The 20918-nt window shown below is 44.5% G+C and carries 16 protein-coding genes; 7 read left to right on the top strand and 9 right to left on the bottom strand.

Annotation, left to right across the window (positions count from 1 at the left end; translation table 11 throughout):
- Positions 1–1007: 1007 nt before the first annotated feature.
- Together D5I41_RS03955 and D5I41_RS03950 are read left to right on the top strand one after the other, a co-directional pair.
- The gene (locus D5I41_RS03955; RefSeq protein WP_119008608.1) at positions 1008–1406 is read left to right on the top strand and encodes a GFA family protein; all 399 of its coding nucleotides are present in this window, start codon (positions 1008–1010) and stop codon (positions 1404–1406) included.
- Positions 1407–1626: 220 nt separating this feature from the next.
- On the top strand, positions 1627–3012 hold the full coding sequence (locus tag D5I41_RS03950; RefSeq protein WP_119008607.1) for a YjiH family protein: 1386 nt from the start codon (positions 1627–1629) through the stop codon (positions 3010–3012).
- A 76-nt stretch (positions 3013–3088) separates the two neighbouring features.
- Here the strand turns inward: D5I41_RS03950 and D5I41_RS03945 are convergent, their stop codons facing one another.
- Together D5I41_RS03945 and D5I41_RS03940 are read right to left on the bottom strand one after the other, a co-directional pair.
- Positions 3089–3913: a methylated-DNA--[protein]-cysteine S-methyltransferase gene (locus D5I41_RS03945; RefSeq protein ID WP_119008606.1), complete on the bottom strand. Its 825-nt coding sequence runs from the start codon at positions 3911–3913 to the stop codon at positions 3089–3091.
- On the bottom strand, positions 3903–4787 hold the full coding sequence (locus D5I41_RS03940) for a DMT family transporter (RefSeq protein WP_119008605.1): 885 nt from the start codon (positions 4785–4787) through the stop codon (positions 3903–3905). Before D5I41_RS03940 ends, D5I41_RS03945 begins: the two co-directional genes overlap by 11 nt.
- Positions 4788–5116: 329 nt before the next feature.
- On the opposite strand from D5I41_RS03940, the gene D5I41_RS03935 reads away from it, so the two are divergent.
- On the top strand, positions 5117–5674 hold the full coding sequence (locus D5I41_RS03935) for an outer membrane beta-barrel protein (RefSeq protein ID WP_119008604.1): 558 nt from the start codon (positions 5117–5119) through the stop codon (positions 5672–5674).
- Between the two features lie 73 nt (positions 5675–5747).
- Complete coding sequence (locus tag D5I41_RS03930) at positions 5748–6662, top strand: hypothetical protein (protein WP_119008603.1); 915 nt, start codon at positions 5748–5750, stop codon at positions 6660–6662.
- A gap of 181 nt (positions 6663–6843) precedes the next feature.
- Here D5I41_RS03930 and D5I41_RS03925 read toward each other — a convergent pair whose 3' ends face one another.
- From D5I41_RS03925 to D5I41_RS03905, 5 genes are all read right to left on the bottom strand, one after another.
- Complete coding sequence (locus D5I41_RS03925) at positions 6844–9027, bottom strand: YjbH domain-containing protein (RefSeq protein WP_119008602.1); 2184 nt, start codon at positions 9025–9027, stop codon at positions 6844–6846.
- Positions 9024–9803: a capsule biosynthesis GfcC family protein gene (locus D5I41_RS03920; RefSeq protein WP_119008601.1), complete on the bottom strand. Its 780-nt coding sequence runs from the start codon at positions 9801–9803 to the stop codon at positions 9024–9026. Before D5I41_RS03920 ends, D5I41_RS03925 begins: the two co-directional genes overlap by 4 nt.
- A 17-nt stretch (positions 9804–9820) precedes the next feature.
- Entirely contained in the window at positions 9821–10471 is a 651-nt protein-coding gene (locus tag D5I41_RS03915; RefSeq protein ID WP_119008600.1) for a YjbF family lipoprotein, read from the bottom strand.
- A gap of 102 nt (positions 10472–10573) precedes the next feature.
- Positions 10574–10867: a hypothetical protein gene (locus D5I41_RS03910; protein ID WP_119008599.1), complete on the bottom strand. Its 294-nt coding sequence runs from the start codon at positions 10865–10867 to the stop codon at positions 10574–10576.
- Between the two features lie 31 nt (positions 10868–10898).
- Positions 10899–11540 (bottom strand): tetratricopeptide repeat protein, encoded by a 642-nt coding sequence (locus D5I41_RS03905; protein WP_119008598.1) that lies wholly within the window; start codon positions 11538–11540, stop codon positions 10899–10901.
- Between the two features lie 248 nt (positions 11541–11788).
- Between D5I41_RS03905 and D5I41_RS03900 the strand changes: the two genes are divergently transcribed.
- Positions 11789–13582: an alpha-amylase family protein gene (locus D5I41_RS03900; RefSeq protein ID WP_119008597.1), complete on the top strand. Its 1794-nt coding sequence runs from the start codon at positions 11789–11791 to the stop codon at positions 13580–13582.
- A 243-nt stretch (positions 13583–13825) separates the two neighbouring features.
- Here D5I41_RS03900 and D5I41_RS03895 read toward each other — a convergent pair whose 3' ends face one another.
- Together D5I41_RS03895 and lamB are read right to left on the bottom strand one after the other, a co-directional pair.
- Complete coding sequence (locus tag D5I41_RS03895; protein ID WP_119008596.1) at positions 13826–14656, bottom strand: MalM family protein; 831 nt, start codon at positions 14654–14656, stop codon at positions 13826–13828.
- A 142-nt stretch (positions 14657–14798) separates the two neighbouring features.
- The gene (lamB, locus tag D5I41_RS03890; RefSeq protein WP_119008595.1) at positions 14799–16028 is read right to left on the bottom strand and encodes a maltoporin LamB; all 1230 of its coding nucleotides are present in this window, start codon (positions 16026–16028) and stop codon (positions 14799–14801) included.
- Between the two features lie 611 nt (positions 16029–16639).
- On the opposite strand from lamB, the gene glgX reads away from it, so the two are divergent.
- Both glgX and D5I41_RS03880 read left to right on the top strand, forming a co-directional pair.
- Positions 16640–18640, top strand: a complete 2001-nt coding sequence (gene glgX, locus D5I41_RS03885; protein ID WP_119008594.1) for a glycogen debranching protein GlgX — start codon at positions 16640–16642, stop codon at positions 18638–18640.
- A 450-nt stretch (positions 18641–19090) separates the two neighbouring features.
- Complete coding sequence (locus D5I41_RS03880; RefSeq protein WP_235868851.1) at positions 19091–20860, top strand: sensor domain-containing diguanylate cyclase; 1770 nt, start codon at positions 19091–19093, stop codon at positions 20858–20860.
- Positions 20861–20918 lie beyond the last annotated feature (58 nt).

Here is a 20918-nt window from a genome sequence, read left to right as displayed (position 1 = left end):
TAAGTAGGCATAAGGTTTAACAAATTCCAGACAAAGAAAAACCCCGAGGGCTTGCGCCCATCGGGGTTATAGTCTTACTCGCAGCAGTCCGGCTACTAAAAGTGCTCCATGCATCTAATCCATGATAGTGTGCTTATCCTAAGCTTAATCCTTTCTCGCCTTCCTAGCGGTGTCCAATGCCTTATCCTGGCTGACCAATATCCTTACTGGTATCACTCACTTGTTCCTTGAGCGGTGTCCTTTACATCGTCCTGATGTTTGTTCCTTTCCTCTGTCCTAGAGGGGTCCATTGCTTTCCGTTGCAAGCTACCATCCTAGTAACTTCTGTATCCGTACAATGTCCTACATCCTTTTTCAACGACAATCCTAGTCGTTGCTCTCCATCCTGAAGATTCCATAATGCCTGCTTCCTGCTGACAACTTAAGTTTCGTTGTTTTTGGCCTCACTAACAATAGATGTGAGACTTTCATTCAACACTAAAATTGTTCAGATAAATACCAATCGCAATAAATTCAATACCTTAAGTGAAATCGACCGTTATTTTCTGGTTGAGATAATCCTATTCTCCTACGACTTTGTAAGAGATCTCGCACAAGCAAAGTAGAAGATCTCACCCTGCTATCTTTATAGGCCAGCTGTTTATTGTCACATTTTCCTGATTTCTTGGCCTAGCTGGGCCAAGTTTCATTGCTATGATTAGGGTCTGTTGATCTTTTGAGTTTATTTTTGTAGCGATTTGTTGGGTATTTAAACAAGGCAGTCACTTTTAGGTGTGGTGGTTCCACATGAAAAGGGACTAACGCCGTAGAAATGCCCAACAAACGCTACCCGAAGGGCTCGGCAAGAAAGGCTCGGCTAGAAACCATTTACTCGTCGTTGAGCGTCTTTTGCTTAGATGACTAGGCGGCAAGCCCCTCGCCTTGATTAAATGGTTTCTAGTCGAGCAAAATTTAATCGCAAAAGGTCAACAGACCCTAGTATTGTCAGCTTCATGGAGGGAACAAAAATGCAGAAAGTTCGTACGGCATCGTGTAGCTGTGGTCAGGTTGAGATCATCGCTAGAGGCGCTCCTATCCGTTCAGCTTTATGCCATTGTGTCTCTTGTCAGAAGCGCACAGGAAGTGTTTTCGGTGTCCAAGTTCGTTTTCTTTTGGAACAAGTCACCATTAATGGAGACCTCAATCAATTCACTCGAATTGCCGACAGCAATAACTCCGTCAATCACAGCTTTTGCCCTGCATGTGGCACAACCATGTTGCTTTCATTATCAGCAGCAAGGGAGTATGCCATCATCCCCATGGGCGTTTTCGACGTACAAGACTTTCCACCACCCAGTTTTTCCGTCTACGAAGAGCGCAAACATGACTGGGTGCAGTTTTCTGAACAAATGGAACACTTCTTGTAACCGCAACAAAACACCAACAAGGCACACTTTTTCGTTACAAAACATGGTGGAGATCATAAATTTCAGAATCTCACCCTGAATAATTAGACATTTTTAATGAATAGTATTGCTATCAAACACGAAGATGCTTATCCTTGCGCGCAATTTGATAGATTCACAAATGAACTATCTAACATAACAATTCTAGTGTCCTTATTTAGACGTTAAGCACGAGTTAAAAATGCAAACTAACACAACAAACAAACCAGCATCGAACGATGCAGAGCAGCCTGTAAAAGGCAATTTCTGGATGTTCTTCATCCCTTCTATCATCGGGTTGTTCTTATTCATGGCTCCAATCAGCTATGACGGTAACCTAACGATTCCTGTTGCTGTATTAGCCAAAACCCTTCAAGGCGCGTTAGATGGTAGCTTGATTGGCATTATCACGTTGATCATTTCGGGTATGGCACTAGCGTCACTATTGTGCGCTATCAAAACGCCACGCTTTATCGCAGATAACGACTTTTTACATGGATTGTTCAAGCCTTCTCCACTTTGGCTTACCGTGCGTATTATCGGTGGTCTTGCTGTCGCGCTAACCTATTTTCAAGTTGGCCCAGAAGCCATCTGGGAAGAAAACACGGGCGGACTGGTTCTTGACGGATTGTTGCCAACGTTGTTCTCTGTATTCATTTTTGCAGGCTTGCTTCTTCCTTTCCTACTTAATTTTGGCTTGCTAGAACTATTTGGCACCCTATTAAGCAAGATCATGCGTCCGCTATTTAACCTTCCAGGACGTTCTGCTATCGACTGTATGGCATCTTGGTTAGGTGATGGTAGTGTTGGTATCTTAATGACCAGCAAGCAATACGAAAGCAAGTTTTACACCCAGCGTGAAGCCGCTGTTGTTGGTACGACATTCTCGGCTGTATCTATTACCTTCAGCTTGGTTGTTATCGCTCAAGTTGAACTAGAGCACCTATTCCTACCTTTCTATGGCGCTATCTGCTTAGCGGGCTTTGTAGCGGCTGTGATTGTTCCTCGTCTGCCTCCATTAAGCCGTAAGAAAGATGTATTCATTGATGGCTCTAAACCAAACCATGATGCGAATGCAATTCCTGCAGGCCATTCGACCTTCTCTTGGGGCATGGACTTGGCACTACGAAAAGCAGGTCAGGTTACTTCAGTTGGCGCAGTGGCTAAAGAAGGCGTTAAAAACGCAGTAGATATGGTTTTTGGTGTGCTACCTGTGGTTATGGGCCTAGGTACAATCGCATTGGTTATCGCTGAATACACCTCCGTATTTGCGATTATGGGTAAACCATTTGTCCCTTATCTTGAGCTTCTTGCTATCCCTGAAGCAGTAGCGGCATCTCAAACTATCGTCGTTGGTTTTGCTGATATGTTCATTCCATCTATTCTGGCTGCTTCTATCGATAGCGAACTAACGCGCTTCGTTATTGCAGCGATGTCGGTAACACAGCTTATCTACATGTCAGAAGTGGGGGCTCTACTACTTGGTAGTAAGATTCCAGTAAATATCGGTGAACTGTTCATCATCTTCATTCTAAGAACCTTGATCACCCTGCCAGTTATCGCAGGTGTGGCGCACCTAATCTTCTAAGGCTAGGTACTCAGCGTTAGAAAGCCCGAGCATCGCAAGATGCTCGGGCTTTTTCATATCGGAATAACGAGCACAGTTAACCCAGTTGAGCCGCTTCCCAACCCTGTATCGCCACCTTACGGTCACTCCCCCAGCGGAATTGCCCGACATCGCCATCACCGCGAATAACGCGATGACAAGGTATTAGAAAACCGATGGTATTAGACGCTACAGCACTGCCGACGGCACGTGAAGCCTTGGGCGAACCGATACGCTCAGCTATCTGAGAATAAGAGAACAGTTCTCCAGAGTGGCTCTTCATCAGCGCTTCCCACACCTTAATCTGGAAATTAGTTCCTTTAACAATAAGGTGCACCTTATTGCCGGATCCAGAAAAGATACTATTCGCGATACCTTGCGCGTCCGCTTGCTTAAATGTCGCCAATGGCCATTGCTCCTTCAGTATCGCTACCGTCTCAAAAGCATCGCTGTCTGCAAACTGTAGAAAGCATACACCTCGTTCAGTCCAACCAATCACTGCAGTTCCAAACGGTGTATATGCTTCACCAAAAGAGATAATTAACTGCGCACCTAAGCTTTTCACTTCGCCAGGCGTCATCGCCTCGCAAGACACGATTAGGTCATGCAATCGTCCCGTCCCTGACAAACCCACATTGTTGGCTGCATCAATAAGGGTCGAGGAGCTCTTTAACACCTCAAGCGCACGCTCTTTGGTCAGCGACTGCATAAAGCGCTTTGGAGAAATACCTGCCCATTCAGTGAAAACACGTTGTAAGTGATACTCACTCAAATGAACATGTTCTGCTACTTCGGCTAGATTTGGCTGACGATTCAGATGATCCCTAATAAACACTATCGCTTTCTCGACAGTATCGTAGTGACGCTGCTGACTAGTATTCATGTTTCACCTTTCGATTTGATGCGAGCATTTTCTTTATAGAAAACCCTGTTACTAGCATAGTTCCGCCAATGACAAACAGAGCACCTAAAGCGGTGTTCCATCCCACTTGTTCATCAAGAAATAAATAGCCCCATAAAATGCCAAACAGAGGGATTAAAAAGGTCACAGATAATGCCGATGGTGGCCCAAGATCTTCAATAAGCCTAAAATAGAGAAGATAGGCTAGCCCTGTGCATACAACGCCTAACAAAATCACCGATATCGAAATCTGTACATCAGGCATTTCTCTAATTGGCATAAAGGGCAACAAAGGAAGCACAATCAAGCACGCTGCCCACATGCTCCCATGCGCATTGTCAAACGAGGAAATCTTGGGTGCATGTTTGGCATAGTTACTGGCGATACCATAACAACAAGCGGCCATAACACCTGCAATCATCGCTTCACCTGAACCCGCAGGTAGAAGAGCATTATCCAGCCCAACCAAAATAGTTACCCCTATAACACCAGAAATCAGACCAATGATAACCCTTAGCGTTGGCAGGCTTCTTGACCAAGCAATAGCGATTGCAGCTCCCCAAATGGCGGCGGTTGAGTTCAATATCGATAAAATAGATGCGGGTAAGGTTTGCGCAGCATAAGCGAATAACAAAAAAGGCAACGCCGTATTGAACAAACCAATGATAAAGAAGTGCTTAGTGTGTGCAGAGAAATCCAGTTTCTTCTTCATGTACCAAGCTACAACCAGCAAGCTCATCGCGGCAAATAGTACTCTTGCTTCAATAAGATAAGCAGGACCTAGTGCATTGGCGGAAATGCGCATGAAGAGAAATGAACCTCCCCAGATTGCAGCTAGACAGATCAGGCGTAGCATGCTCGATAGAGTCAAAATAGAGAACCTAGAGTATTTAATCAATAAAGTTAAATCAGTGTGATAGTTAACGCACCGATACTCAACCCGATTCTTGCGCAATTCACTAGAAACCACCTTTAGAACAGCGCTTATCTCTGCAACAACATGCTAACAATAAAGCCACAAATGTGACGCCACCCACAAATAGTCACAATTCACTCACAAGGATCACAAATAGTTCAATTCAGTGAAACTTTACTATTAAACAATAAGTTAATATAAATTGTAGTGTGGTCTTGATGCCTATTTGGTGTTCAAGAATTGATTTTTACTGATAGGGATTTCAGCCAATGAAAAAAATCAGCTTAGCTGTCTCACTTTTGCTTGCGGTGTCCTCGGCGTCAATAGCCGAAGAAACCAAAAGTCATCAACATCATTATTATGGTGGTATCAACCTAGGTACAACTAGCTGGGGGAGCCTGGGTTCCGGCGTAACAGACGTCACTCGCGTTGACGACCCAGATTTTTCTTGGGGTGTATTTGTAGGCATGCAAACACTACCCTGGCTTGCTTTCGAACTTGGTTATCAAGACCTTGGAGAAGCTGATCTCAAAGATGTTTCGGGTAGCTACGATGCTAAAACCATCAACCTTTCTGCGAAACTTTCATACGATATTGTCGATCGCCTCGCCATCTACGGCAAAGTCGGTACACAGTGGTATGACTGGAGCGCCAATGGTTCTGGTGTATATGAAGATGATAGCGGTTGGACCCCTCATCTTGGTGTAGGTCTTCAATATGAGTTCCACAAAAACTGGTCTGGAGCCCTGGACTACACTTGGTATAACGATATCGGTGGTCCAGACATCAACTATTTCGGCATCTCAGCGGCCTACCACTGGCGCTAAACGCAATACGAACTGAATTTAATTTGCTCTCCAGTATGGATGGAAAGCACTTATTTCACTCAGGAGGATTATCGTGAAATATAAAATAATCGCATTAGCTGTTAGTGGTGCCCTTTTAGCGGCATGTGGCAGTGACAATGATAATTATGTAACCCCGGCCAACGTTACTGTTCAAGCATATGATGGCGGTGTTCGAGGCATTGAAGCTTTCTACGACTGTGGCGATGGCGACATGTTAATGGGTACAACTGGGGGCGGTGGCTTCTTAGAGATTGGTCTAGGCAACTTCCCTGAATTTACTGAAAACCCAGATCAATGTGTGGTCAGCTTTGGACCAACTCAAGGTGCCATTGATGAAACTAACAGTAAAGATATGAGCGATGTTCAATACATAGTTCCACTTGAACTGTATGAAGCAAACACAGTAATAGCTGCTACGCCTTACACGACGCTGATTAATAAGCGTATAGAAGAACTAGAAGCGGCGGGAGAAGATGTCATCATTGATGACATTATCGATGAAGTCTTTGAAGACTCTTTGCCTGATGGCGCAGATCTTACTGATGCTCAAAAACGCCAACTTCTAAGCGATCCTGATGCTGCTTTAGCTTCAATGAGCGACGATGTAGCCGCAAAAGTTCAAGCCTCAACAATAGTGTTGTCTGATGCATTAGTGGCTCAGCCAGATAGATCAACTGACGAATTAACAAACGTCACCAAAACTGTTGCTACTTCATTGGCGGCTGATCCTAACTTCCCTGTAAATCAAGATACTGGTGCGCCAACCTATATTGACGTGTCGGAAGATTTGAAAGTTGACAGTGCATTTGATGAAGTTGTTGCTCGAGAACCTGATCCAGAAGAGCCGCTACCGGATGACACTCTTCAAGATGGTCAAGAGCTTCCAGAAGAACCACCAGCGGTAATTCCTCCTCCCGGTGAGGAAAACCCACCACCGACAGGCGGTACTGGCGGCACAGCCGGGTAAACCACAGCCCAATGACGCCTCTTCAATAGAGGCGTCACTTTTTACTGCCCTACAATGCGTTGCCCTAATCTAGGGCTATTACCATGCGCACCGTGTTGCCTCGCCCTCTTGCACTCTCTTTGTTAATTGCATCCAGTTATCGCAATAAGGCTTCAGTGGCCTAATGTTTACTCCCAACACTCTAACGAACTGAAGGAGGCCTTTGATACCAAGGGCTTCTTGCATCTGTCACTTCAAAGAGTTCGTATTTTCGCATCAGCATTTGTCCGCCATCTCGAGTGATGGGTTGCCAATTAAAATTGGCTCTATTCTGGCTTGGTCTCACTGTCATTACATCAAAAGGAATCGATACATAAAAACCCTTGGTAAAGCTCCCCTCACCATACTCTTCGGGTGTTAAGTCAGACACACTAGCAAAGACTCCCGCAATTACACCTGAGTCAAATTGCTTGGAGAAATCAAAGCGCGCACCGTAGTCACCGGCTAGAAACTCACCAACGCCGACCTTAAACAAGGTATCGTCTAGTAAAGACCACTTAGGGGCATAGTAAGCAGTCACAAACCCTGTAGTACCTTGGTCGATAACGTTGTAGTAGCGCTGATCTACCTCACTATATTGAGTGGAACTATCAAAGACCCCGAACCATGATTCAGGGTCGCGTTGGGAAATGAGATTAACATCAACACCAAACGCCCAACTGCTGTTCAAGGGGCGGTATAAGACCTCTCCGCCGACTCCTGCAAACATCATTTCCAAATACCCGCCATACAATTGCGTGTACCAGTTAGACCCAAAATCTTCAAACCAAGTGAGCTGCAAGTTTTTCATGCGTAGACGATTCTCATCCACGTATGCTCTAAATAGGGTTCGCACCCTAGGCACATCCGTGCCATCCGGTGGGGCTATGTAATTAAACTTGTCGTAGTTGTCGAATAGGTTGAGATACAGCGAGCCACTCATCTGCAGATTAGAGGTAAGCCAATATCCGGCATCCGCATTAACACCAATACTGTACAAATAGAAGCTCTCAGCAGACCCAAATGACTGAATCAGCTGTGGTGAGAAGGAGTAGTCGAAGCGATCGAAATCTTCATACTGCGGGCTAGAATTAACGTCATCGATATTGCTAACTGAGACTGCATCATCATAGTTAACATCAAGATACTGTTGTTTATGTGCCGCCACAAAAGTCTGACTATCAATGTCCGTCTCGGTCAGTGACAGAGCTTTATTAGTTTCAACAATAGAGATCGTATTTACAGAAGAGGGCGTATGGTTGAGCGTAATGACCGCTGCCCTATTTCGAGCAATGTCTCTATCTCGGTATTTTTCTTGCTCTGCAGAAATGAGTATTCGTTGCTCGCCTTGCCTGATGCTGTGCACCTTATAACCCGCTACGTCATAGAGCTCTTGGGACAGCTTTTCATAATCGGTAGCAGAAGAGGAGCCTCTTTGTTGAGCTAGTTGCGGCGGACGCTTATCAACCCAGGTAGCGTATAGATCATTAAAATTAGTAGATAAGGTTACACCTAACGCCAGCGTATCGCCCCGCTCATAACTGACTCGAATTTGAGCCCAATCATCTACGCGATAAACCATTCCAAAGTTCACAGGAATATGCTGAGTCATATCGGCTGTGCCTCTGACTACTGGCGCATCTTGTGAGTAATCATTGGTATCGTATTCAACCTTAAACGAGAGCGGTTCAAACGGGGTCTGATACTCTAACCCTGCATAGATTGAAGCAGGCCCAGAAAACCAACGATCCACATCAAACTGGCCACCATTGCCACTATAGTCATTCGGCCTTTCACAAAATCGTTCCGCCACGGAGCACATAGGATTAGAGATATTGCCACTCTGCCCTAAATATCCCCAAGCCATTCCAACCGTTGCATCAAAAGGACCAAAACGCTTGCTGGCGGCGATAAACTCCCCATCGAATAAACCAGTACCACCAAAATCTCTAAAGCCAATGGAGAATTCGGGAATATAACGACTCTCTTGCAGTAAACGAATCTTAAAATCAATCGCCTTGTCCGCCAATTCGTTATCGCCACTAAACTCAGGGTCACTGCTGTAAAGCAAATCTTGTACTAACGTGTAACGCACTGTCGTCTCAAGCCACGGAAGCACCTGTAAGCTAATGCTGTAAAAATGGTATTCGTTGTTCCAAGTGCCATTCAGGCTAAACTCTCCCTCTCTGGCCACTCTGCCTGTGGGCATTTGCATTAGGCCAACACCACCAAAATCAGACTGAGAAGGGGTTGCTTGCGCGCTATAAAAGAGATCATCGGCCAAGCTTTCACGGCTTATAGAACCCAACAATGTCAGTCCAATAACGACACCATATCGCAACCTCATAGCCCCACCTTATGAGTGAGCAATTCGACTATCTGCAGGTTGAGTTCCTCGTTTTCCCAAGCAAGGCTCCTTAGACCAATAAAAATAGTCGCACCTGGGGCAAAGTAGACCTCTTTCCCGTTCCACCAGCCATAAGGTAGTTGTATCATCTCGCCATCTGGCTGTATGACAAAAGCGAGGCTTTTCTGAGCTCCAGATAGCAGGTTTATATGATGATTATCTAGATAGTCAGAAAGCTGCCAATGAGCCTCAAATGGCACTAGGCTGGGTTTATCTATCGCTCCCATCAATCGAATTTGTGTGGGTCTGGTTGATTGTAATAGGCGAAAACGAAGCTCGGTGTTTTCATTTTGAAAGGCTAAAACAGGGTCCGTTGATATTTGGCTTCGAGCCCAGTCAGCATCAAGTCTGTACGGTAGCCTTCTAAGATAAGTAAACGTCTTAAGCTGTTCTAAAATCGCTTGGGATGATTGATTTAAACTCTCGTTGTTGGGCTTACTGGCTCGCTGTTCAAGCTGATTGAAAACTTCCTTTTTCTCAGTTGTCATCTCCGATTTTTTATCTAACAAAGCTAAGTGATTCGCGAGCGCAAACCTGTTAGGCTCAATCCTTTGCGCATCTATCAGTACTTGGCTTAGTCGCACAGCCCTCGAGTAATAAAGGGCTGTCTCTTGATTGGGCAACTCTACGGTTATCGGCGCAGCCAAGGCCTTCCCTATACAGAGCATCGATAAGAAGGCAACATAAATGGGCGCTATCAAACGAGGGCTAATCATTGATCACTTTCAGCCCATTAACCAAAGTCGCGGATTAACAAGAGCTCGATAGTGCTCATGTCTGGGCCTATATGTTGAATGGTTTTAATCACCCTCCCATCACTATCTACCCAGAAATGATTTTCAAAACCTGTATCAAGAACGTTGAAATACACTGTCTCGATGTAATGACTGGTTTCAAATTGTTGCAGGGGGGTATCAACCGTTTCACGCCCTACTAAACTCCGACTGATCGTTGCTTGATAGCCATAGCGATAGCCGGGTTGCCAATCATATGTAGCTTGCCATGATACAGGGGTCTCTGACCCGAAAGGGTATTGTTCAGTAGTCAACTCCGCTAGGTTAGCAATGGGCATGGCCAACGTCTTTGTGATTAATCCACCTTCAGTGACAATCACGCTTCTATCTTGGGCTACCCACTTCAATTCAACTGGGGATTGACTAGAGAGTGCATCAGCATAAGCCAGCACCATATGGATCTGATGACCTTGATTAACACGCGCATAAAGGCTGGCATAAGGCAGTTTTTGTAATCGCTCATTCGCAACAACGACATCTTCCGCTCCCCACACCGACTGCTCAACTGTCACTCCCACATCTTTAAATTTCTGCGAACACCCTACGAGTAGTGTGCATAGGACAAAGGGCTGTAATATCCTTTGTGTCATCTTGCCATCCTTGCAAATCCCAAAGAAAATCATCATTAACAATAGATTACAGACAAAAAAACCACTTCCTGGCAGGAAGTAGTTCATATGATTTTTTAGGCGCTACCGATTTTGAACTGTTGTTGAAGGAGAATCATCTCCGGCATCGGCTATCGCTACACCAGCGACAATAACAACAGCACTCACAGCCACAACGGCCCCTACAACCGTGCCCGAGGCGAGAGTTGTGGCGGCGGTCCCTGCAGCAACCCCTCCGGTAGTGGCACCCGTCGTTGATGCAGCAGAGGTTGCGGTTCCAGTTGAAGTGCTCGCGCCTTCGGTGCCCGTTGCCACCTCTTCAGCGGCAAAAGATAAACTTGCAAAGCTAACCAGCAATAGAGCTAAAAAACTCTTCACAGTACCTACCTTATATTTGAGCAAGCGCACTCTATTTAGAGTGTTCGTTGAAATCAACGTGTTCAGACATGCTTCTCCACATCTTGGCTTTTTCTGCATCAGCTAACGGGTTTTCCGGCGATTTATACCAATCAGCTAAAAACATCTGCGCTCTAACACAGCGCCTGCTTGCTGCGTGCTCAATAAGCTGTAACCCTTTATCCATATTACTGCGAATGCCGAACCCTTCGAACAAAGCGATACCCTGCTCATACTCGGCCTGCTCATCACCATTCAACGCATCGAGAGCATTTCTCCAGTAACGATATTTATCTTGGGGTACAACATCTTCAGACGTTGATTCACAGACCCTTACGATGCCTTCAATGCCGTCTCTGCTATCTTGCAAAGCGGCTTTTTCAAACCAATATACCGCCTCTTTAGGGTGTACCTGTTCACTTTCTCGGGCCAATTCAAGTTGCTTAGCCAAATGTCCATTATCAGCAAGAGCGACCTTTTCTTTATGAATTATTACTCGCTCCGCTTCAGCTAAATGAGCTTGCTGTTCAGCATATTGACGCCGTCTTTCTGCTCGTTGTGTGCGACTTGAAAACCATTTCGCAGCGCCTAAAAACACAATCATGAAGGCTAATATCGAGCCGACGGTAGCAATGATCTCAGTAACTGTATCCATACAGTACCTCCGTGCAACAAAAGCTCGGTCTGTCATTGCATCATTGTGATGATTTAGACATACCAAGCGCGGGTATCATTAGACTAACAAATGTTACCTAGCAGCTAAGATACGATTAAATTATAGTTCAAGATCTCACTTTCTCAGTCTTAACCATACTTAAATCAACCTTTGTAATCACAAAGCCACCAATACTCGCTATTCTTCATTGTCTAATAACGCAGATCTTTCACTTCGGATTCAGAGCTATGGCACACAATAAGCTCAATATTTATCAAGTACTTACTCGATTGTTTGGCAACAAAAAGACAGGGCATGTACCTTGGGGAACAAAGGAAGAAAATGGGCTGGGGAAACTCGGTGATTTTTCTGATTTAGCACTTTCAGAAATTCGAAAACTTGGCATGACACACGTTTGGTTTACAGGAATTCCACATCACGCCGTTATTGCTGATGATACGAATATCAATGTTCACATCGATCATCCACTTGTAGTCAAGGGGCGAGCAGGTTCGCCTTACGCAGTTAAAGACTATTACTCAGTTACCCCAGATCTAGCGGATGATCCCAAAGCAGGCTTATCTGAGTTCAAGCAACTTATTCAGCGGTGCCACAAACATAACCTAAAAGTTATCATTGATATCGTCCCCAATCATGTAGCGCGCCAGTATAGAGGGTTAAATAACCCAAAAAACGTCACTGACTTTGGGGTAAATGATGATACAAGCGTTGAATACGCTCCAGATAACAACTTCTACTACATTCCAAAGCAAAGCTTCGTGATTCCTGACATACCCTCAGAGTTTGAACCTCTAGGGGGAAAACCCCACTTAACTTCACACTCAGAGTTTTGTGAATATCCAGCAAGATGGACGGGCAATGGCGCACGCACTGCTCAGCCAAGTTTTGATGATTGGTATGAAACGGTAAAAATCAATTATGGAATCCGCCCAGACGGCAGTAAGGATTTCGAAGAGCTTCCAGGTCACTACCGACGCCTAAGCTATCAGAAACATTACGAATTTTGGCAAGACAAGCAAGTACCTGATTCCTGGCATAAGTTTCGAGATATCGCACTGTATTGGTTAGAGCTTGGTGTAGATGGTTTCCGCTACGATATGGCAGAGATGGTGCCTGTTGAATTTTGGAGCTTCATGAATTCCAGCATCAAAAGACAATCTCCTGATGCTTTTTTACTGGCAGAAATCTATCAACCTAGCCTTTATCGCGAGTATATCGAGCTGGGAAAAATGGATTATCTTTATGACAAAGTCGGCCTCTATGACTCCCTCAGAGCGATAATGCGAGGGGAGCAATCGACATCTTCAATCGATAGTGTGCAAAAAGAGTTGTTTGATATAGAACAGCACATGCTGCACTTTCTGGAAAACCACGACGAACAGCGAATTGCATCACCACAGTTTGCAGGCAAAGCAGAGTTGGCAAAGCCCGCTATGGTAGTCAGCGCGTTAATGAGCTCAGCGCCCACAATGCTCTATTTTGGGCAAGAAGTCGGTGAACCTGCCGCTGAGGATGCTGGGTTTGGAAAGCCTTCAAGAACCTCCATCTTCGACTACATTGGCGTACCCCATCATCAAAGATGGATGAACAATGGCAAATTCGACGGCGGGCAACTCACAGAACAAGAGAAATCGTTGCGAGATTTCTACTCAAAACTAATGAACTTCACTTTACAGTGTAAATCTCTAGTTGGAGATTTTGACAGCCTACAACAAGTCAATGAAGACCCATTGACCGAAGGCAGAGACAGTGTCTACTTGTTTACTCGCACAACTGCAGCCACGAAATCCGTTGAATTTTTAATTGTGGCGGCAAATTTCGACGATGAAAATACCTTTAATATTTCCATCTCAATACCGCGAGAACTCATAACTAAGTGGAGGCTTGATGATGGGATCTATCGTCTTCGAGATAATTTGAGCGAGGGTCCACTCTACAAAATGGGGGTGCGTAATGGTGAAGGTGAGATTGACATGCAGTTATCACGGAGTGGGTCTGTAGCGCTGACATTGGCTAAATAGCCTCACCTGCCGCCTCAAAAACAAACGTCATACTGGGGAGCGCCAGTATCTTAGCGGGCACAAACCCAAACTACCTAAGATTCCAACTCAATGAAGTAACGAGCTACTGGATGGAATGATGAGCCGCTCGATCGAGCGTCAATGTATGCATTGTTTCAATCATGAATGCAAAAAAAAGCCAGAGTAAGGTTTCCACCTTCTCTGGCTAACAGGACAAATACACAAAGTATTTCGGGTTAAAATTTAGTTGGCTTGGCGAGCCTCTAGAGCATCAATGTACACTTGCTGCGCACCTTCTACGTTAAGCTCTTTTGCTTCATCTAGTAGAGCAAGGGCTTTTGGCATGTTGTCTTCTTCGACAGCCTTGCGAATGGCGTTGTGGTAGTAATCTTGTGTTGACTTCTCCACGGTTGCATCTAGGTTTTGAGTATCTTTCTTTGCTTCATCTGTTGCAAAAATTCCAGCACTTGCACCCGCTACTTCAACAACCAACTTTCCCGTTTTAGAGTGTGGGGTTGGAATGTCTTTCAACTCAGGCATGTAACCGCCCTGACCTTCTACCATAGCGCGGTACGGGTCAACGCGATCGGTTGTTTTGGCCAGTTCTTCCGGAGTCGTATAGATCAGCATAGTGACCGTCTTTTGATCAACCGGCGGTGTGAATCTGATTTCGGCTACTAGACGATCACCCCACGCTAAACGCGGACGGCGATATTCAAATGCCGATGAATCGTATTTCTCGATCACTTCACCGTCGTTAGTAACGATCATAATTTCAGGAGAAAAGAACTTCTTGTCCGAAGTCATGTTACTGGTTACTGAAATATCCAATGCACCACGGTTTGAAGGGATTTCAAAAGCAACAATAGGGCTATCGACGACATCGTTGCTCAATACTTGAGTATTTTGATCAATAGTCACCAGCGCTTGAGTATCGAGAGCAAAAGGTGATTTAACTAGCGATGCTACTGAAGTGGCAGCAGTGTCTGATTGCCCCACTTGATGAATAGTATCTTGGGTTGCACAACCAGCAAGAGCCACACAACAAATTAACACTAAGGCTCGTAATTTCATTGGATGTTTCCTTTGTTATTTTTTTAATGACTTTGAAATCGAATTGCCTTTTATAGCAAATACAGACGAGTAAAGCCCTTAAAAAAATAGCCGACTGAGTGTCGGCTATTTGATAAACCTAATTCAAACTAGAACGGTTTGATTACCACCATGCTTCAGCTTGGATACCAACAACGTACTCAGTGTCGTTACCAGTGCCAAATGCATCATCATTTTCAGTATCTAGGATGTAAGAACCGTATACGCGGATCTCAGGACGAGCCCAGAAGCTGCTTCCCATTGCCCAAGCTTGAGCAACTGTGAATTTAGCGTTACCGAAGTCTTCTGTTGCCATACCGCCGTCTGCGATTTTCTCACCAGCGTTGTAACCCGCTTCGAATACGGTACGCATTGTGTCATCCCACTTGTACATAGGACGAACAACTACAGAGTATTGGTCAATATCAAACTGTTGACCAGTGTAGTTGCCAACAGGACCTTGACCACCAATGTCTTGACCAGCTAGGTATGCAGCCTGGTGACCCATTTCCCAAGAGTCTCCCATTGAGATTACACCCCAGTTCAGCAAGCGGTAACCAGTTGAATCATTGAATGCATCTGTGCCACGAGCGTAGTAAGAGCCTGAACCCCAGAAGTTTGCAGCTTGAACACCGTAACCGTTAGTACCGTACTGGAATACAGTTTGGTTAAAGCCGTTGCTTAGGCCTTGTTGAAGGATGAAGGTAGCTAGCAAGCCGTCATCAGCTTCTTCTGAACCGCCATCTTTTTCATTAGCAAAGTTGTATGCTAGAGCGATTTCTAGGTTAGCGTCAGACCATAGGCCGATGTTAGCTAGACGTGCATCTGCAATAAAGCCAGAAGAATCATCGCCATTCTCGCCGTCTTGAATTAGAGCTAGAGATAGCTTTTGATTACCTACAGATAGGTTCTCAATACCACCACCAGTACCTGATGTGTTTAGGTAGTAGAAGTCAGTGATGTGGATGTCTTTACGTTGGTAGTAAGTCTTACCAGCCCAAAGCTTCGCGCCCTTGTCAAAATCAAAGATGCCATCTGCTTTAACCGCAAACTGAGCAACGTTGAAGTCCGCATCTTCCCAGCCGTTTGCACCTGGAGCACCAGAAGCAATCATTGACTCGATACGCCAGTTAGTGTCACCAGTTTGAAGGTCTTGAGCTAGACCAAACTCTGAGTAGTTGTCGTTCTCGTTACCTAGACGACCAATACCGTTTTTGTTTACTGATACATCAGAACCACTGTTGCCAGAGATACCTGTACCAGCACGCATGTAACCGTTGAATTCTACTGCCATAGCAGAAGTAGATAGTAGGGCTGCTGTAACTGCAGCTGTTAGTAGGTTTACCTTTCTCATTATTCGTTAACTCCCGAAACGATTTTTTTTATTTTTCTAATACATTCTTAATTGCTTAACAGTCCATTCCGTTAATACAGCCAACCAAGAATGTAAGTGTGAAAACTGTTCTTATTCGACAGGAGAGATAATAGTTGTAACGATAAAGGTCGGAGTCCTCCTCCCTTGTCTAAATAGCGGGGGAAGTAGGGAGGGGGTGAGGGGGCGTAGATCTAGCTACTTGTCTAGTTGATCACAAAATTAAGGAGGAGATCCCTAATTGCTAGAGATAAAGGTCACAGTTGATTGTGTGCAGAGTTAGATCTATGTCTCTATTTAAAAGTTCCGTTTATTTTCAGGCTAATTTCGTTAAATAGTATATTTCGTGATGCAGATCTCAACTAGCCTTTGCGAAAGTACGTTTGACACATTTATTAGAGAGCATCCTATCCACCAGCCCAATAAAAACGCCTAGTTCAGCAACCCTATAGATAGTGTACGCTGTTCAATATATTGAGTTAAAACCTGCTCAGAGCAGGCTTCATGGCACAATCACTCTTGCGTTAACTGGCCAAACCTTTTAACTTAACCCTCAAACCATTCACAAAATAAACAAAAGACAAAAATAACGAATGAGTAGTAAGAAATCGCGCCCCTATCCGCTAGGCGCTGAATTAGATAAAAGTGGATGTAACTTCTCTATTCATGCACCCAGCTGCAAAGAGATTTCTCTAGCGCTTTTCGACTCCAAAGGTGAGTTCAAAGCCTACCCAATCACCGAAAACTACGCTGGCATTAAACACATCTATATAGAGGGTGTTATTGCGGGCCAAGAATACGGCTTCATCGTCATTGACCCAAATGGCGAAAAGATCCTGCTGTCAGACCCATACGCCAAAGCCTTGAGCGAACCTCTTCACTACAAGACACCGTTTTCTAATGAAAAGAGCTGGTCAATGGCTAAGTCTGTGGTCACTTCCTCAGAATTTGATTGGCAAGAAGTAGAGCCCCCTCGTTTAGCTCGCTCTGAGATCGTGTTGTTTGAAACTCACACCAAAGGCCTGACCAAACTCAATAAGAAGGTACCGTCTCAGCACAGGGGTAAATACCTAGGCCTTGTCAGTGATGAGATGCTTTCTTTTTATAAAGAACAAAACATCAACTGTCTGCAATTGCTACCTGTTGCTGCTTGTATGCATGAGCCACACCTACTGGATATGGAAAAGGTCAACTACTGGGGTTACAACCCGTATGTATTTATGGCTCCTGATCCACGCTACGCTGACACAGATGCAGTTCAAGAGCTAAAAACGACAATTCGCGAACTACACAAGAATGGCATCGAGGTCATTTTAGATGTGGTTTACAACCACACAGCTGAAGGCGGTGATGGCGGTCCAGTCTTCAACCTAAAACTACTAGACAACCAATACTACCTTAAGCACGGCTGCCATTACGCCAACTTCACGGGCTGTGGCAATACCGTCGACCTGAATTACCAACCAGCGCTGACCTTAGTAATGGATACCCTTCGTTACTGGGTACAAGAGTTTAAGATTGATGGTTTCCGCTTTGATCTTGCAGCAACGCTTGGTCGCAACGGTGATAATTTTAATCGTGAGGCGGCCTTCTTTAAGGCGGTAGCACAAGACCCTGTGCTTAAAGAAACGAAACTGATTGCCGAGCCGTGGGATATCGGCCCAAATGGTTATCAAGTGGGTAACTTCCCTGATGGTTGGAATGAGTGTAATGATAAGTTTCGAGACATTACTCGAAGCTTCTGGAGAGGCGATCAGGGTTTCTTAAAAGAATTTGCCACTCGCATTATGGGTTCACGTGATTTATACAGCGCTAGCCGTTGGCCACACAAGATGACCATCAACTACATCACCTACCACGATGGCTTCACCATGCAAGACTTAGTGTCTTATAAGATGAAGCACAACGAAGAGAACGGAGAACACAACCATGATGGTCATGGTGACAACCGCTCGGATAACCTGGGGGTAGAGGGTGAAACACCAAGTACTGATATCATCGAGTTGCGAATAAAACGCAAACGTAACTTTATGAGTAGCCTGCTGTTCTCTTTCAGTATTCCTCACATTCTTACCGCCGATGTGGTATCACACACCCAAAAAGGCAATAACAACGCCTATTGCCAAGACAATGAAACCAGTTGGTTAGATTGGGAACTTGAAGAACATGAAGAGAACTTCAAGTTGTGGCTTGCGAACATGCTAGAAGCGCGTCGCGAGCACATGATTCCGTTCATTGAAGCGTTTAGCGGAGAAACCCGCAACGACAACCGAGTAAGCTGGCATCGTCCAGACGGTAATTTGATGGAGATGGATGACTGGAACCAACTAAACGCGGTTTCGTTGAAGCTAGGTATCGGTAAAGATGGTGCAGAACTTCTGTACTACATTAACCAATCTCAAACACCTGCTCGCTTTAAGTTGCCAGACGGTGGAACCGATCGTTGGACATTGATCTGCGATACCGGTGAATCAGAAACCGGCAAAGGCACCATCAGTAGAGATATGTTACTCAAACCTCAATCTTTGGTTATTTTGAAAGCTAAAGGGCCAGCAAAAATACTGCCGGTTAAGCAAGAAACCTTAGAAGCCTAGCTCTCACTGTTTAATACTTATAGCTCCAGCTTTTGCTGGGGCTACTTTATTCAGCGTTCAGAATATTCCCGTAACATAAACAATATTATCCCGCCTTAAGCCCAACTATTTGTAACCAAAAGAATCCGTTTACCGTATTCCCCCTGTCTTATATCAATACCATGAATATAAAAACGCGCTTAAATACCATTTTTGTCATTCTATGCCAGTAGATTAATGAGAACTTGATCACACATTAAAATCATATACAATCGCCCTTCGTTTCAAAGCGGACAAAAAGTAACCGCGAAACTGAATAGCGTTCAACGCTCAACTAATATAAGAAACAACGAACTCAGTATGGCTTTACCAAGAACTATTATTCGGCTTATGCGACCCTATGTGGTCGTGCTCAGTACATTATTAATTTTCGTTGCTTATCAACACTATGCCAGTGTTAAAGATGATGCATTGAAACAGACACAAGCTAATCTAAGAACGGCTTCTAAGCTGATCCAGGCGCAACTTAAAAATAGCGTCAATATTTTCTCATCTCTAAATCGTTCTGCTGAACTGGAAGATTCTAGTGCTTCAAACCTAAACGCTGTCGATGTCATACGTAATACAGAGAATTACAATGATATTTTGCGCTATGACCCAAGCACAAACACATCCGTATCTGAAACTGCGATTTTTAATGCCAGCATGTACAACACCGAAGCCACTGAGTTTGATATGCCAGAAGCGAGCTGGACCGATATCAGTTTCATGGACAATCGATATCAGATATCCAGTCTTTATCGCAGTCAGAATCGCCGTTGGGTTGTCGGTTTACGTGAGAAAAATCCAGCAGGAATCCCACAGTACATTATTGAATTTGATCTAATGTATGCAAGCCAGTCTTTCATCGACCTGCGTACTCTAAACAGTGGTAATGTGTTTATTGTTGATAGGACTTCAGGCAGGGTCATACTCCACGCTAACCCAAATAGGATTGGGGAAATGGCGGTGGTTTACAAGTATTCCATGGCAGGTGAGGTCTCACAAGATGAAAGAGCTCAACCCGTTAGTTATTATTTTTCTGATACACCAAGCTATACGTTTAATCCAAATACTGTACTGCCAAACAATCAACTCTATGGTTCAATCAATTACTTGTTCCATGGCGAGGCAAAACTTGCGTCCTACAACGCCAAAAACAGCATGAATTGGATTTACTTTTCGTCAATATCTCGATCTGAACTGTTTGCTCACAGCTACTCAATGCTGCTTATCGCCTTTGTGGCACTGAGCTTATTGTTATTTGTATCTGTCTTTCATTACCTGAATAAGCAGTTACAAATAGCACTTTCCGACTTAGCAAAAGCAACGAGCTTGCTAGAGTTCAAAAAACAAACTCAGTATCTATTGGGAAGGTTCTGTACACGCCGTCGTGTGCAGCTTTGTCTGTACAATCATGACAGTCACACGTTTTACACCATTGATTACCATGGACAGGAGCAATTAATCCTCATTGATAAAGAGTACGCTCTCGACGTACTGGCAAGTAAAGTGAAATATCAACGCTCAGCGAGTAACGATCCTCTGGCAAATAAAATTCAGTTTAGTGCCAAGTATTACCGTATTCCTTTACATGGGCACAATGGGCTTACTGGGGTGATATTCATTGAAAGTAGATTTCAGACATTCTCAAGTTTGATGAAGCTACTACAAACGTATATCGAGACTTCTCTGTCTAACGTACTGTTCCAGCAACAAATTTCACTGCGTGATGCTACAACAAACCAAGATAATTTGTTTACACTGCGCAATAAGATCAGTCGCTACAAGGGTCACCGTGATGTGTATCTGCTCACGATTGATGTGGATGACTTGAAGCTGATCAACTATCAATACGGTTATACCTGTGGCGACCAGTTGATACTAGAGATGTCGAGAGTGATCACAAAGCACTTCCCTGCATCGTCGACACTATCTACGGCCAGAACCGGCGGAGATGAATTCTGCGTGCTTTATCATGCCGTTGATCAGCAACATGCATTTAGCTTGGCTGAAAACCTTCGTGAGGCTATCGAAAGACATAAGTTTGCCTTTGATAACGTTAACGTTAACTTTACTGTCAGCATAGGCGTATCTCACCTACGTGATTCAGTAGATAAGACACTTTCGTCATCGCTACAAGCCACGGATAGAGGCAAACAAAATGGTAAGAACCTTGCCATTATGAGTGCTGCTTCTTGATGACTGCTTGCGAGGTAGGGAGATGACAGAACCCAACCTCGTCATGCTCGAAGTGTTC

The organism is Vibrio superstes (assembly GCF_003569005.1).
GTDB lineage: Bacteria > Pseudomonadota > Gammaproteobacteria > Enterobacterales > Vibrionaceae > Vibrio > Vibrio superstes.
Note: the sequence above shows the minus strand (reverse complement) of the source record. Positions and strands in the feature narration are given on the sequence as shown.